This is a genomic window from Victivallis sp. Marseille-Q1083 (assembly GCF_903645315.1).
In the GTDB taxonomy this organism is placed as follows: Bacteria; Verrucomicrobiota; Lentisphaeria; order Victivallales; family Victivallaceae; genus UMGS1518.
In genome coordinates, this window is the sequence record NZ_CAHJXL010000001.1 from 1,773,799 (window position 1) to 1,787,082 (window position 13,284).

Here is a 13,284-nt window from a genome sequence, read left to right on the forward strand (position 1 = left end):
CCGCCTTCCATTGGTTAGGATGAATTATTTGGCTTTGACGCCCTTGTCGGATTCCAGGGCGATGGACTGGCGCATATCGGTGTCGGCCATGATATTTTTCATCCGGTAGTAATCCATGATGCCCATCCGGCCTTCCAGCAGTGCTTCGGCGATCGATTGCGGAATGGCGGATTGGGCTTTGACCAGCTCCGCTTCCATTTCGCGGATTTTCGCCTTCATTTCCTGGTCGCGGGCGACGGCCATCGCCCGGCGCTCTTCCGCTTTGGCCTGGGCGATATCCTTGTCGGCGTTGGCCTGCGCCATCTGCAGTTCGGCGCCGATGTTCTTGCCGACGTCGACATCGGCGATGTCGATCGACAGAATTTCAAAGGCGGTCCCGGAATCCAATCCCTTGGCCAGCACCGTCTTGGAAATGATGTCCGGATTTTCCAGGACATCTTTGTGCTTGGTTGCCGACCCGATCGTCGAAACGATGCCTTCGCCGACCCGCGCCAGGACGGTCTCTTCGCCGGCACCGCCGACCAGCCGGTTGATGTTGGCCCGCACCGTGACCCGGGCGATCGCTTTCAACTGGATGCCGTCTTTGGCCATCGCCGCAACCATCGGCGTTTCAATCACTTTCGGATTGACGCTCATCTTGACCGCCTCAAGCACATCGCGGCCGGCCAGGTCGATGGCGGTCGCCCGCTGCAGCGACAGTTCGATGTTGGCCTTGTCGGCGGCGATCAACGCCAGGACGACGCGAAAGACGTTGCCGCCGGCCAGGTAATGCGCTTCCAGCGCGTTGGAATCGACGGTGATGCCGGCTTTCTTCGATTGAATCAGGGCCGACAGGATCACTTGCGGCGGCACCCGCCGCATCCGCATGCCGACCAGCGAGCCGACGCTGACCCGCACTCCGGACAGCAGGGCCGCCACCCACAGCGGAATCGGGATGATGACCACCAGAAGAAGCACGATAAAAATGCCGACGATGACCAGGCCGATCAACAGTGCCAGAGAGAAATCCATGGTTTGTTTCCTTATCGATAAAAATTCATTATTTGCTTTCCAGAATGAACTGGCCGTCCCGGAAGGCCTTGGCGATCGCCAGTGGCACCTGCGCCTCCGTTTCGATCAATTTGGCCCGCATTTCGCTGATCTGGGCGGTCATCTCCTGCTCGTGGGCGACGGCCATCGCCCGGCGCTCTTCCGCTTTGGCCTGGGCGATGTTCTTGTCGGCGTTGGCCTGGTCGGTCTGCAGTTGGGCGCCGATGTTCTTGCCGATGTTGACGTCGGCGATATCGATCGACAGAATTTCGAAGGCGGTGCCGGCGTCCAGGCCTTTGGCCAGCACCGTCTTGGAGATGGTGTCCGGATTTTCCAGCACTTTCTTGTGGCTGTCGGAGGAGCCGATCGTCGTGACGATGCCCTCGCCGACCCGGGCCAGAATAGTCTGTTCGCCGGCGCCGCCGATCAACCGGTCGATGTTGGCCCGCACCGTGACCCGGGCGATCGCCTTGACCTGAATGCCATCCTTGGCCATCGCCGCCACTTCCGGCGTTTCGATCACTTTCGGGTTGACGCTCATCTTGACCGCTTCGAGCACGTCGCGGCCGGCCAGGTCGATGGCGGTCGCCCGCTGGACGGACAATTCGATGCTCGCCTTGTCCGCCGCGACCAGGGCCTGCACCACCCGGTCGACGTTGCCGCCGGCCAGATAATGCGCTTCGAGCACGTCGGACGGCACCAGGATGCCGGCTTTGTGGGCCTGGATCATTGCGTCGACGATGATCTGCGGCGGCCCCTGCCGCAGCCGCATGCCGATCAGGGCGCCGATGCTGACCGGCACCTGGGCGAAAACGGCCGCCAGCCAGTGCCGGAACGGGATGAAAAAGAAGATGACGTACAACCCGAACAACATCAGGATGATGGCCAGAATGATCGGAACCCACTGCATTTTTTTTCTTCTCCTATTTGATGCGTTTGACCACTAATTGAAAGCCGTTGCATTTAATGACCACGACGTTGGAACCGGCTTCGATCAGCTCTCCGTCGCTGACCGCGTCGTAACGTTTGTCGCCGATGACGATGACGCCGGCCGGCCGCAACTGGGCCGCCACCTGGCCGACTTTGCCGATCAGGGTGTTGTCCGCCTCGACTGAGACATAGCCGTCGGAACTGTTCTCGTTGGTTTTCAAGGTCAATGGATTGAGCAGGCGGCTCTTGGGCAGGACGTAGACGATCAGGGCGATGATGATGCCCAGCGCCACCAGCAATGAAACCGCCACCACCTGGCTGCCGAACAGCAGCTGTTCCCAGCCGAAGGCCAGGCAGAAGGAGATGATCATACAGCCGCCGCCGAGAATGCCGACGATGCCGAATCCCGGAATGACGAAAATTTCCAGCAGCAGCAACAGCAAACCGACGAAGAAGATGACGATCGGCCCCCAGTCGGAGGCCCCGCTGGCCACGTGTCCCAGGAAGAACAGCGTCAGCGCCGTCAGGCCGAGGATACCGGGGACGCCGAATCCCGGCGTCTTGATCTCAATGAAAATGCCGACGATGCCGAGCACCAGCAACGCGCCGGCCAGCACCGGATGGGACAGGAACTGGACGACTTGCTCCCAGGCGGTCCGGCGGATTTCCTGCACCTGCGCATCGCCGAGATTCAGCTGGGTCAGCAAATCGCTGCGGTTTTTGGCCAGATAATCGACCACTCCGAGTTTGGCCGCTTCCCGGCCTCCCAGCGTCAGCGGCGAAACTTCCGTATGGGCGATGCCGTCGGCCTCTTCGGTCAACTGCACATAGGGATCGGCCATCGCCCGGACGATTTTAACCGGCCGGCCGTTTTTTTCCGCCAGCACCTGCAGCGCCTTGAAGAAGACGGTCAGAAATTTCTGATCCGTCAAAGACCGGTCGGTATGACGGTTCGGTGCCGCTTCCGGCCGGTCGATTTGTTCGCTTAACTCCTTGGCTTCTTCGACGATGGATTCAGCCGTCGTTTTCTCGTCATTTGCCGTTTCCGACGTTTTTTCCGCCGGCGGCGCGGTAATCGGCCGCACGCCTTCGATGGTGATCTCCAATGGCATGGCATCGCCGATCAAGCCATCCGGATTGATCGCGATCCGGTCGGCCGCCAAGGCGACGACCATCCCGGCGGAAATCCCCTGCGGGTTGACATAAGCGATGACCGGCACTTTGGATTTCAACAAAATGGAGACATATTTCAAAGCGACGTCGATCCGGCCGCCCGGCGTGTTGAGTTCGAAAATCACCGCCTTGACCTGTTCTTCGGCCGCCCGGTCCAGGGTTTTTTTCAGAAAGCGCATTTCACTTTCGCTGATCTCTTCGAATTCGAGAAATTGCGGCAGGTAATAAACGACGTTCTGCGCGTCGGCAACGTATTCCGGCGGCGGTTTGGCGGCAGTGTTGAACAACCAGGCCGCCAGGGCCAGGCACAGCAGCGGAATTACCGGCGCCAGACGTTTCAATCGCAAAATCATCGGTTCGATCCTTTCCCCGCTTCGCCCCCGTAAACTTTTTTTTGCGGGTGGCGCTTTCCTTTTTCTAAAAGATAAGACATTAATTGGAAAAATGCAACAATTCAATTCGCCGAAAGGGGTTTTATCCATTATATTTTCATCTCCGGATGATGCCGGAAGGCGGACCGGTGCGACGGCAGTGGATTGCCGGGCGGAAGATTTGGACGGCAAAGCGTAAGGATTGAATTGACGATATGAGCAGGATTGCCCGGGTGATCGTGGATTTGTCGCTGGACAAGGCGTTCGATTATCTGATTCCGCCGCCATTGGCGGCCCGGATCGTCATCGGGGTCCGGGTCCGGGTGCCGTTCGGCAACTCGTTCCGGCTCGGCTATGTTCTCGCTTTGTCCGATCACTCCGACTTCGAAGAGCAATTGAAGACGATCGAATCGCTGGGTGACGGCCGGACCCAGTTGCCGGAAGCGCTGATCAAACTCGGCAGCTGGATGGCCGAATATTACTGCTGCACTCAGGAGCAGGCGATTCGGTCGCTGCTGCCCGGCGCCGTCCGCCTTGGACGGATCAAACCGAAAACCTTGACGGTTTACCGGGTGGCCGAGCCGGAAAAAGCCCGTCAATACATCGAAGCCAATGCCGGCCGGGAGAAGGCGCAGGGACGGGTCAATCTGTTGAAGGTACTGCTCGAGCAGCCTGGGCTGGCGGCCGATGTCCTGCTCAATCTGGCGGAAACGACCGTTTCTCCGCTGCAGGGGCTGGTGAAAAATGGATTGGTTGCCAAATCGGAACAACTGCTGCGGCGCAATCCGTTCAGCGATTCGACGGTGCTGCCGAGCGCGCCGTTGCCGGCCAATGCCGAACAGCAGGCGGCGCTGGAACGGGTGCGGGCCATGCTGGAGGGACGCGAAAAACGGCATGTCATGCTGCTGCACGGCGTCACCAACAGCGGCAAAACCGAAGTCTATCTGCAGAGCATTGCGATGGCGTTGGAATTGAACAGGTCCGCCATCGTGCTGGTACCGGAAATTTCCCTGACGCCGCAGACGGTCCGCCGCTTCCGGGCCCGTTTCGGTGATAAAATCAGCGTGCTGCACAGCCGGTTGTCGGACGGGGAACGGTTCGACGAATGGAACCGGATCAATGACGGGATCGTGCAGATTGTCGTCGGGGCGCGTTCGGCGCTGTTTGCGCCGTTCCGTAATCTCGGTTTGATCATCGTCGACGAAGAACACGAGGCCAGCTACAAACAGTCTGAGGCGCCGCGCTATCATGCCCGTGATGTCGCGGTGATGCGCGGATTGCTGGAGCAGGCGGCGGTGATTCTCGGTTCGGCGACGCCGTCGTTCGAATCGTACCGCAACGCGCTGGAAAAACGGTATGTGCTGGTCGAAATGCTTCACCGGGTCGATGACAAACTGCTGCCGTCGGTCAAGGTGGTCGACCTGCGGCTCGGTGCGCCGGAACCGGGCGAGAAAAAATCCGGATTGTTCACCAAAATATTGATCCAGGCCATTCAGGAACGCCTGCAACTGGGCGAACAGACGATTCTCTTTCTGAACCGCCGCGGCTTCGCCCGGCAGATGCTCTGCGAAAGCTGCGGCTATGTCGCCGGCTGTCCATCCTGTTCGGTGCCCTATACCTACCACCGCAAAGAAGAGATGCTCTCCTGTCACCTCTGCGGTTCGATGATCGAAGCGCCGGAATGCTGTCCATCCTGCGGGGCGGCCGAAATCCGCTATTCGGGCAGCGGCACCGAGAAGATCGAAAGCCTGGCCGCGGCGATTTTCCGGGGCGCCAAGGTGGTCAGGATGGATTCCGATTCGATTCGGGCCGGCAATTCGCACGAGGCGATCCTCGATCGTTTCCGCAAGGGCGAGATCGATATTTTGATCGGTACTCAGATGATCGCCAAAGGGCTGCATTTCCCGAACGTCACGCTGGTCGGCATCATCAACGCCGATCAGGGGCTTTATCTGCCGGATTTCCGTGCTTGCGAGCGGACCTTTCAACTGTTGACCCAGGTGGCCGGCCGGGCCGGTCGCGGTGATGTGCGCGGCGAAGTGATCATCCAGACGTTCAGTCCGGCCAACGATACGATCCGTTTTGCGGTCAGTCAGGATTTCAAGGCGTTTTATCAGTACGACATGACGGTGCGGGAAGCGCTGCATTATCCGCCGGACGGTCATTTGATGGTGTTGAATTTCCGCAGCCTGGATGCAGAGGCCGGAATGCAGTATGCGGCGAGGTGCATGGAGTTGCTCCGGCCGTTCTGTCATGATGAAATCATCGTCTCGGAGCCGGCGCCGGCGCCGATCGAAAAGATCAAAACCAAATACCGCTTTCAAATCATTTTCCGCGGCCGGAAATTGAAGCAATTGCGGCAGGCGCTGCGCGAATTGACTTTGCGCCGGCGGCATCCGGACGGGATCGAACTTTACCTCGACATCGATGCGCAGAGTCTGTTGTAAAACATCCGGCGGTCAACCGGCGGTTTCCGTCGGCGGCAGTGTGTTTTTGACGAATTGGCGATCGGCCGCTTCGGTATCGAACAAAATCTGCAGTTGCAGATTCTGTTCGGAAAAAGCATTCACTTCCCGCAGCCGTTCCAGGATGCGTTCGATGGTGCGGTATTCAGCCATCGGCGGAATCGGTTCCGGTCCGCTGCTCAGGTTGTCCAGGCGGTCCAGCACCTCGGCAATCGTCAATTTTTCCAGCGGCATTGCCGGCAGGAAGCCGAATTTGCCGATCCCCTGTTCGTCGACCGCCCGGCAGAGAATTTTTGCCAGGGTCAATTGATACAGCAGATCCTCCGTCAACCGGAACGGAATTTCACAGCGCCGCGCCAGTTCTTCGCTGGTCGGCGGCGTGGCGCCTTCCTTGAAATCTTTGACGACCAGCGTGGCGAGCAGCAGGCTGACCGCCCGCCGCAGCCGGATGCTCGGCCTGGAGGCGCCGGGCTCGAATTCAATGTTGTCGACATTTTGCAGCACGAAGGCCAATTCGGTGCCGAAAAGGACGATCACCCAACTGTACTGCATCCACAGCAGGAACAGCGGCAGCGCCGACAAACTGCCGTAGATGGCGTTGTAACTGGACAATTTGACCTGAATGCCGATATACAGCATCTGCCAGAGCTGGTAAACCGTCCCGCTGATGATGCCGGAGAGCAGAGCCGCCTTGAATTGCACCCGGGTGTTCGGCATGAACCGGTAGATCAGCGTGAAAATGAGCCAGCTCATCACAAACGGCAGCAGCCGGATCGAAAAGGCGCTCATCGGCTGGGCCAGCGCCTCCAGCCAGGCGCCTTCGGCGGTGAAGCGCCGGAAAAGTGTGTTGACGCCGGCGGTGCTGATCAGGAAGATCGGACAGACCAGCAGCAAAGAGGTGTAGTCGGTGAATTTCCGAAACCAGCTCCGGTTGATTTTGACGCTCCAGATGTGGTTGAAGGAGCTCTCGATATTGCCGATCATTTTCAGAATTGTGAACAGCAGTACGACGACGCCGATGCCGGCGATCAATCCGCCGCGGGTGTGTTCCAGCGTCCGTTCGGCGAAATTGTAGATGTGCTGAATCACCACTTGCTGGTCGGAAAATTTCTCCATCAGCGTGGTGTAGAGTTTCGTCTCCAGCCCGAACCCCTTGGCGATGCCGAACAGCAGCGCGGCCAGCGGCACCACCGCGAAGATGGAATAAAAGGTCAGCGCCGACGCCCGCAGATAGCAACTGTCCGCTTTCAAATTGGAGAACAGCAGCATCGCCACTTTCAATGCCCGGAACAACAGGCGCTTGGTTCGGGGCAGCGGCTGAAAATTCATGAACCAGATGTCGCTGAACAGAAAATTGCGGGCCCGGGTCGCCCGTTCTTTCCACGGTTTGAGATCCATATTTCAATTGCTCCTTAAAAAATGCTTCTGGAAATCGACTTTCGGGATGCTTGCAGTAATGTAACTCCTCGAAGCGGCTTTGCCCAATCGTGATTGCCGAAAAAAATGATGCCGGCGCCGGACAGTGGGCCGGCTGGAAGTGCAAAGACCGTTTCGGCGGCGGTTCAACGGGAATTTGACGGATGAAATTTCGGCCGGCGGCGACAGACGGCAAAGTGACGGACTGCTGAAACAGAGGCTTTTGCCGGAGGAAAATGAGAAATCCCTGTTGCGCTGGGAATGGATGACGTTTATATTATCGGGAAATAAGGAAAATACCCTTTCCGGGGAGGTGGATGTGATGAAAATTACCGATGATATTCTGAAGGCGCTGCAGAAATCGATCAATTCTTTCGGGTCGATGAGTGAATTTTCGCGCCGTACCAATGTCCGTATTGAGACGTTGAGCCGTTTTTTATCCCGCAAAACCCTGTCGATCCGTCAGGAGACCTGGGATAAACTTTATCCGTTGTTGCAACCCCATCTGAACACGCCACGGGAGATTACGAACGAAATGAAAGCCGAACCTCCGCAGTACATGCCGCCTGACCGCCCGCGCATGAGTCACGACCTGGCGTCGCTGAACAGCGATGAAAAGATTCTGCTTGATGCTTTTGCCGCCTTGCCGAAAGAACTGCAGAACCGCAAATTGTTGGAAATCGTCGAATTGGCCAAACAGCAGCTGCAGTCGGAAAAGAATTGACCGGAGGATGTTTGTCATGAAAAAATTGCTGTTTCTGCTGGGGCTGGTGTTGGCTGTCGGTTTGTCGGCGGCGGAGCAGAAGATTGCCGTCATCGACATGGAGAAGGTGTTCCGCGGTTTTTACAAAACCAAAATCGCCGAAACTTACCTGCAGCAGCAGCAGGATGTCTATATCGGTTATTTGAACCGGCTGAAAGAGTCTTACACGAAGATCGAAAATGAATATGTGCTGTTGCGCGACGCCTCCCAGAATCTCGCCCTCAGTCCGACCGAACGGGAAAGCAAGCGGCTGGAGGCGCAGAAGAAATATCAGGACATGCAGGCCAAACGCGCCGAGATCGAACAGTATGCGATGTCCAGCCAGAAGCAGTTCAGCGAGCTTGAACGCAAAAAAAATGACGAAATCGTTACGGAGATCAAAACCGAGGTGACCAAACGGGCGGCGGTATCCGGTTACACCTTTGTTCTGGATTGCTCCGGCAAGAACAGCAACGCTGTGACGGCGGTGGTTTACTTCGATCCGGCCACCGATATTACCGACGCGGTTCTGGAAGCGCTCAATCGCGGCAACCAGCCCCGGGAAGCGAAAGACGACAATACAGCAACGGAACAAAAATAAAACCCGATGGAGCAGTCATGAAACAAATTTCCGCGCAAAAGATCGCCGAACTGGTCAATGGAAAAATCGTAGGCAACCCGAGCCGCATCGTCATCGGGGTCTCTTCGCTGAAAGACGCCACCGTCGACCAGGTGTCGTTTGTCGGCAACAAAAAGTATCAACATCAACTGGATACCTCCAGGGCCGGCATCGTTCTGGTCTGCCCCGATCTGGCCGATGAACCGTTGAATGACCGTACCTTCATCGTTTGCGACAACGTCGATTACGCCTTCTCCAAAGTGATCATGGTGTTTGCGCCGGAGCCGGTCAAATATGCCCCCGGCGTTCATCCGAGTGCCGTCGTCGATCCGACGGTGAAAATCGGCGCCGGCGTTCATATCGGCGCCAATGCGGTCGTCGAGGCCGAAGCGGTGATCGGAGACAATACGGTGATCGGCGCCGGTTGTTATATCGGTCCGAATGTGACCATCGGCTGCAATTGCCTGATCTATCCGAATGTGACGATCATGGCCCGCTGCCATATCGGCAACAAGAATATTTTTCATCCCGGCGTCGTCATCGGAGCCGACGGCTTCGGTTTCGTGCCCGGTCCGAACGGGTTGGTCAAAGTGCCGCAGACCGGTATCGTGCAGATTGATGACGATGTCGAAATCGGTGCCAATACCACGGTCGACCGGGCCCGGTTCGGCAAGACCTGGATCAAGAGCAATGTCAAAATTGACAATCAGGTCATGGTGGCCCACAACGTGATCATCGGCGAGAGTTCCATTCTGGTCGCCCAGTGCGGCATTGCCGGCAGCGCCGAGCTGGGCCGCGGCGTTATTCTGGCGGCCAAATCCGGCGTCAACGGCCATATCACCCTTGGTGACGGCGTTCAGGTCGCCGGCACCTCCGGCGTCGTCAAAAGTTTGCCGGCCGGGGCGATTGCGGTGGGAACGCCGGCGGAAACGCAACGTGAATTCATGGCCCGGATGGCGCTGCCGCGCAAAGTCGAGAAATTGACTGCCAGGCTCGAAGAGTTGAAGGCGCAGCTGGCCGAACTCCAAGCGGAAAAATGAGATGTCCCGGCTGGAATGCCCTGGGCCGTCCAGCTCTGGTTTGCGGTTTGACGCTATCGCTCTGGCTGGGAATGGCGGTGGTCGACGGGGCGGAGGAAGCGCCGGCCGACCCGTTGCGCCAGGCGGCGTTGGACGGTGAAATTCCGGCCATGCTCAAACTGGCCGATGAGTATTTCAACGGCGTCAATCGGCCGCGCAACCGGACGGTGGCGGCCCACTGGTTCCGGAAAGCGGCGGAGCAGAATTCCGACGCCGGCATTTACAACCTGGCGATCTGCTATCAGCAGGGGTTTGGGGTTGATCGGAACGACTATCGGGCATTCGAATGGTTTCAGAAAGCGGCTGACCGCTTAAATCCGGCCAAGTTTCAGTTGGCCGGGTATTTTCTGAGCGGCATTGAACCGGAGTTGACCGGTTCGGCGCCGACGCCCGGTTTGCCGGCCGACCCGGAGCGGGGAACGGCACTGCTGCGGGAGTTGGCGGCCGCCGATTATATTCCGGCAGTGCGCGAATTGGGGCGTCTCGGCCTGCAGGAGCCGGAAACGTCGGTTGAGGCGGTGAAGTTACTGCGCCGTGCGGCGGCGGCCGACGATTCGGCGGCGTTGCGGTTGCTGGCGGACTGTTGTTTCAGCGGGCAGGGCATGGAGACGGACGAAAAAGCCGGATTCGACTATCTGTCCAGGGCGGAATCGCTTGGCGATCTGGAGGCCAAGGGAAAATTGGCCTATTGCTATGAATTGGGAATCGGCGTGGCGCCGGATGCCGGAAAAGCGTTTCAACTGGTGCGGGAAGCGGCGGCGGCCGGTCTGGCGATGGCGCAGGTCAAGCTGGGCGAACATTATTTGAACGGTATTTTAATCGATCAGGACCCGGTCAAGGCGGTGGAGTATTTCAGGGCCGGAGCCGAACAGGGCAGCGCCGGCGGATTTTACCAGTTGGGCGTGTGTTACAGCGGAGGATTCGGCGTTGAAGCCGACCCGGCGCGGGGATTTGAATATTTCCTCGAGGCGGCCCGCCGGAATCATCCGGCCGCGCAATTGAAGGTGGGGCAGCTTTACCGGGAAGGCAAAGCGACGCCGGAAGATCCGGCCGCCGCTTTTTACTGGTTCAAGCGGGCGGCGGAATTGAACTATCCGGCCGGCCAGCGGGAGTTGGCGTTGTGCTATTTAGGTGCCTATGGCACCGGCAGGGACCAGCAAACCGGGATGGAATATCTGTTGCTGGCGGCGGAACAGGGCGACCCGGAAGCCCGGGCGCTTTTGCGGCCGCCGGACAACTAATTTTGTGGAGAAAGAGGAGACGAGCGACTATGAAACCGTATTTCGAAAAATTATTCCGGCTGAAGGAAAATAATACCACCATCGGGACGGAGGTCATCGCCGGACTGGTCACTTTTGCGACGATGTCCTACATCACCTGTGTGCAGCCGGCGATTCTTTCCGGCCGTTTTTTCGGCATCAGCACCAACATGCCGTTCGACGCGCTGTTGACGACGACTTGCCTGACGGCGGCTCTCGGCTGTTTTCTGATGGGACTCTATGCCAACTATCCGATTGCGCTGGCGGCCGGCATGGGAGAGAATATCCTGATGGTGATCACGTTGATTCCGGCCTGCTCGGTGCTGGTCGGCTCGGAAGCCGGGCCGGATGCCGCCTGGCAATTGGCGTTGGGGGTGGTTTTCATCGCCGGTCTCGTCTTCCTGATCCTTTCTTTTCTGAATATCCGCAAATTGCTGATCGGCGCAGTCAGCAACAGCATGAAAAATGCCATCGCCGTCGGGATCGGATTGTTCATTGCCTTGCTGGGATTGGAAAATGGTAAAATGATCATCGGCGCTTCCGGTCATTATATCCTGAATCCGCTTCATTCGACGGAAACCTTCATCTTTCTGGTCGGTTTGACGGTTATCGCCGTGTTGCAGGTCCGCCGGATCCGCGGCGCCATCCTGCTCGGCATGCTGTTTTCCACGTTGGTGGCGTTGCTGCTGGGGGTCATCCGGCCGACGGCGCTGCTCGGCTGGCCGGCCAATCCGCTGCCGGTCATCGGCCAGGCGGATATCGCCGGCGTGTTCAGCCATTTTGCCGATCTGCTGCCGTTATTGATCATTTTCATCTACATGGATGTATTCGACACCTTGGGAACGGTGATCGGGGTCGGCGCCCGGGCCGGACTGCTGAAAAATGGCCATCTGCCGCGGGTGGAGCGGGTTTTTTCCGTCGATGCGCTCAGTACCGTGGTCGGAGCGGCGGCCGGCATGAGTACGGTAACTTGTTTTGTCGAAAGTTCCGCCGGCGTGGAATCCGGAGGGCGTACCGGACTGACCGCGGTGGTTTGCGGGCTGGCATTTCTTCTGGTGTTGTTTTTTACCCCGTTGTTGCAGACGATCATCGGGTATACGCCGATTACCGCGCCGGCGTTGGTGATCGTCGGCGCGATGATGGTGCAGAATGTCACGTTGATCGATTGGCAGGATTACAGCGAGGCGATTCCATCGTTTCTGATCATCATCGGCATCCCGTTCAGCTACAGCATTGCCGACGGAATGCTGCTGGGATTCATCAGTTATCCGGTTATCAAATTGCTGGCCGGCCGCGGCCGGAACGTCGGTTGGCTGAGTTATCTGCTGGCAGCGCTGCTGGCGGCTTATCTGTTTTTCCTGAAACGCTGATTTGGTTTGAAGGTAAGGAGTGTTAGGGATGGAAAATGATTCGAAAGGACCGGCCGTCCGGCCGGTGGAGCAGTTGAATTTGTACGCGGATACCGTTGCCGGCGACTTCCAGCCTTATCTGGAGACTTATTTGCTGGACGACGGCCGGGAGCATGGCCTGGTTGCGGTGTTGCCGGGCGGCGCTTACATGTGCCGGGCGGATCATGAAGGCAGACCGGTGGCCGAACGGTACAACGCTTTGGGATTTCATGCCGTCGTCATCCAGTACCGAACCGCGCCGAACCGTTTTCCGTCGCCGCAGTTGGATGCGATGCGGGCGATTCAGTTGGTGCGGGAACGGGCGGCGCGCTGGCGGGTCAAGAGCGATAAAATTGCGTTGTTGGGCTTTTCGGCCGGCGGCCATCTGGCGGCCAGCGTCGGGACGATCGGTCAGGAGCTTCAGCTGCCGGACAGCGAACGGTTTTCACCGCTGCCGAATGCGTTGATTCTCTGCTATCCGGTCATTTCCGGCGGCGAGTACGGCCATCGGGGATCTTTCCTGAACTTGTTCGGAGATGAGGTCTCCGCTGAAATCGTCGATTATTACAGCCTGGAAAAGCGGGTGACGCCGGCGACGCCTCCGGCGTTTCTCTGGCATACCGCCAGCGATGAAAGTGTGCCGGTGGCCAACAGCCTTTTGTTTGCCAAAGCGCTGGGCGATGCCGATGTGCCGTTTGAACTGCATGTCTTTCCCCGCGGGCCGCACGGGATCGGATTGGCGGACGCATTTCCGGAAGCGGCCGTCTGGCCGGATTTGTCCGCCGTCTGGTTGGCCGGCCGGGGGTTTTGAAA

Annotated in this window: 11 protein-coding genes; 7 read left to right on the plus strand and 4 right to left on the minus strand. The window is 58.3% G+C overall.

The genetic code is table 11. The annotated features are described in order from the left end of the window. Window positions 1-24: 24 nt before the first annotated feature. Genes floA (HWX74_RS07170) through HWX74_RS07180 form a run of 3 tightly spaced genes read right to left on the minus strand, consistent with a single transcriptional unit; the run spans window position 25 to window position 3,485 of the window. On the minus strand, window positions 25-1,011 hold the full coding sequence (gene floA / locus HWX74_RS07170) for a flotillin-like protein FloA (RefSeq protein WP_176012893.1): 987 nt from the start codon (window positions 1,009-1,011) through the stop codon (window positions 25-27). Between the two features lie 28 nt (window positions 1,012-1,039). After that, a complete protein-coding gene (gene floA / locus HWX74_RS07175) occupies window positions 1,040-1,939 on the minus strand; it encodes a flotillin-like protein FloA (protein ID WP_176012894.1) in 900 nt (299 codons plus the stop codon). A 13-nt stretch (window positions 1,940-1,952) separates the two neighbouring features. Then, window positions 1,953-3,485, minus strand: a complete 1,533-nt coding sequence (locus tag HWX74_RS07180; RefSeq protein ID WP_176012895.1) for a nodulation protein NfeD — start codon at window positions 3,483-3,485, stop codon at window positions 1,953-1,955. Between the two features lie 233 nt (window positions 3,486-3,718). Here HWX74_RS07180 and priA point away from each other — a divergent pair, with 233 nt between their 5' ends. Continuing rightward, the gene (gene priA, locus HWX74_RS07185; protein WP_176012896.1) at window positions 3,719-5,950 is read left to right on the plus strand and encodes a primosomal protein N'; all 2,232 of its coding nucleotides are present in this window, start codon (window positions 3,719-3,721) and stop codon (window positions 5,948-5,950) included. A 12-nt stretch (window positions 5,951-5,962) separates the two neighbouring features. On the opposite strand, the gene HWX74_RS07190 is transcribed toward priA, so the two are convergent. Continuing rightward, window positions 5,963-7,366 carry a YihY/virulence factor BrkB family protein gene (locus HWX74_RS07190; RefSeq protein WP_176012897.1) on the minus strand — a complete coding sequence of 468 codons (1,404 nt, stop codon included), beginning with the start codon at window positions 7,364-7,366 and terminating at the stop codon, window positions 5,963-5,965. A 340-nt stretch (window positions 7,367-7,706) separates the two neighbouring features. On the opposite strand from HWX74_RS07190, the gene HWX74_RS07195 reads away from it, so the two are divergent. From HWX74_RS07195 to HWX74_RS07220, 6 genes are read left to right on the plus strand one after another with little or no spacing between them, the layout of a single operon-like run. After that, entirely contained in the window at window positions 7,707-8,108 is a 402-nt protein-coding gene (locus tag HWX74_RS07195; RefSeq protein WP_176012898.1) for a hypothetical protein, read from the plus strand. A gap of 16 nt (window positions 8,109-8,124) precedes the next feature. Further along, window positions 8,125-8,727: an OmpH family outer membrane protein gene (locus HWX74_RS07200; protein WP_176012899.1), complete on the plus strand. Its 603-nt coding sequence runs from the start codon at window positions 8,125-8,127 to the stop codon at window positions 8,725-8,727. Between the two features lie 17 nt (window positions 8,728-8,744). After that, a complete protein-coding gene (lpxD, locus tag HWX74_RS07205; RefSeq protein WP_176012900.1) occupies window positions 8,745-9,785 on the plus strand; it encodes a UDP-3-O-(3-hydroxymyristoyl)glucosamine N-acyltransferase in 1,041 nt (346 codons plus the stop codon). Continuing rightward, window positions 9,782-11,065, plus strand: coding sequence for a tetratricopeptide repeat protein (locus HWX74_RS07210; RefSeq protein WP_176012901.1), 1,284 nt, complete (start codon window positions 9,782-9,784; stop codon window positions 11,063-11,065). Before lpxD ends, HWX74_RS07210 begins: the two co-directional genes overlap by 4 nt. 29 nt (window positions 11,066-11,094) lie before the next feature. Then, window positions 11,095-12,453, plus strand: coding sequence for an NCS2 family permease (locus tag HWX74_RS07215; protein ID WP_176012902.1), 1,359 nt, complete (start codon window positions 11,095-11,097; stop codon window positions 12,451-12,453). A gap of 28 nt (window positions 12,454-12,481) precedes the next feature. Continuing rightward, complete coding sequence (locus tag HWX74_RS07220; RefSeq protein ID WP_176012903.1) at window positions 12,482-13,282, plus strand: alpha/beta hydrolase; 801 nt, start codon at window positions 12,482-12,484, stop codon at window positions 13,280-13,282. Window positions 13,283-13,284: the final 2 nt, after the last annotated feature.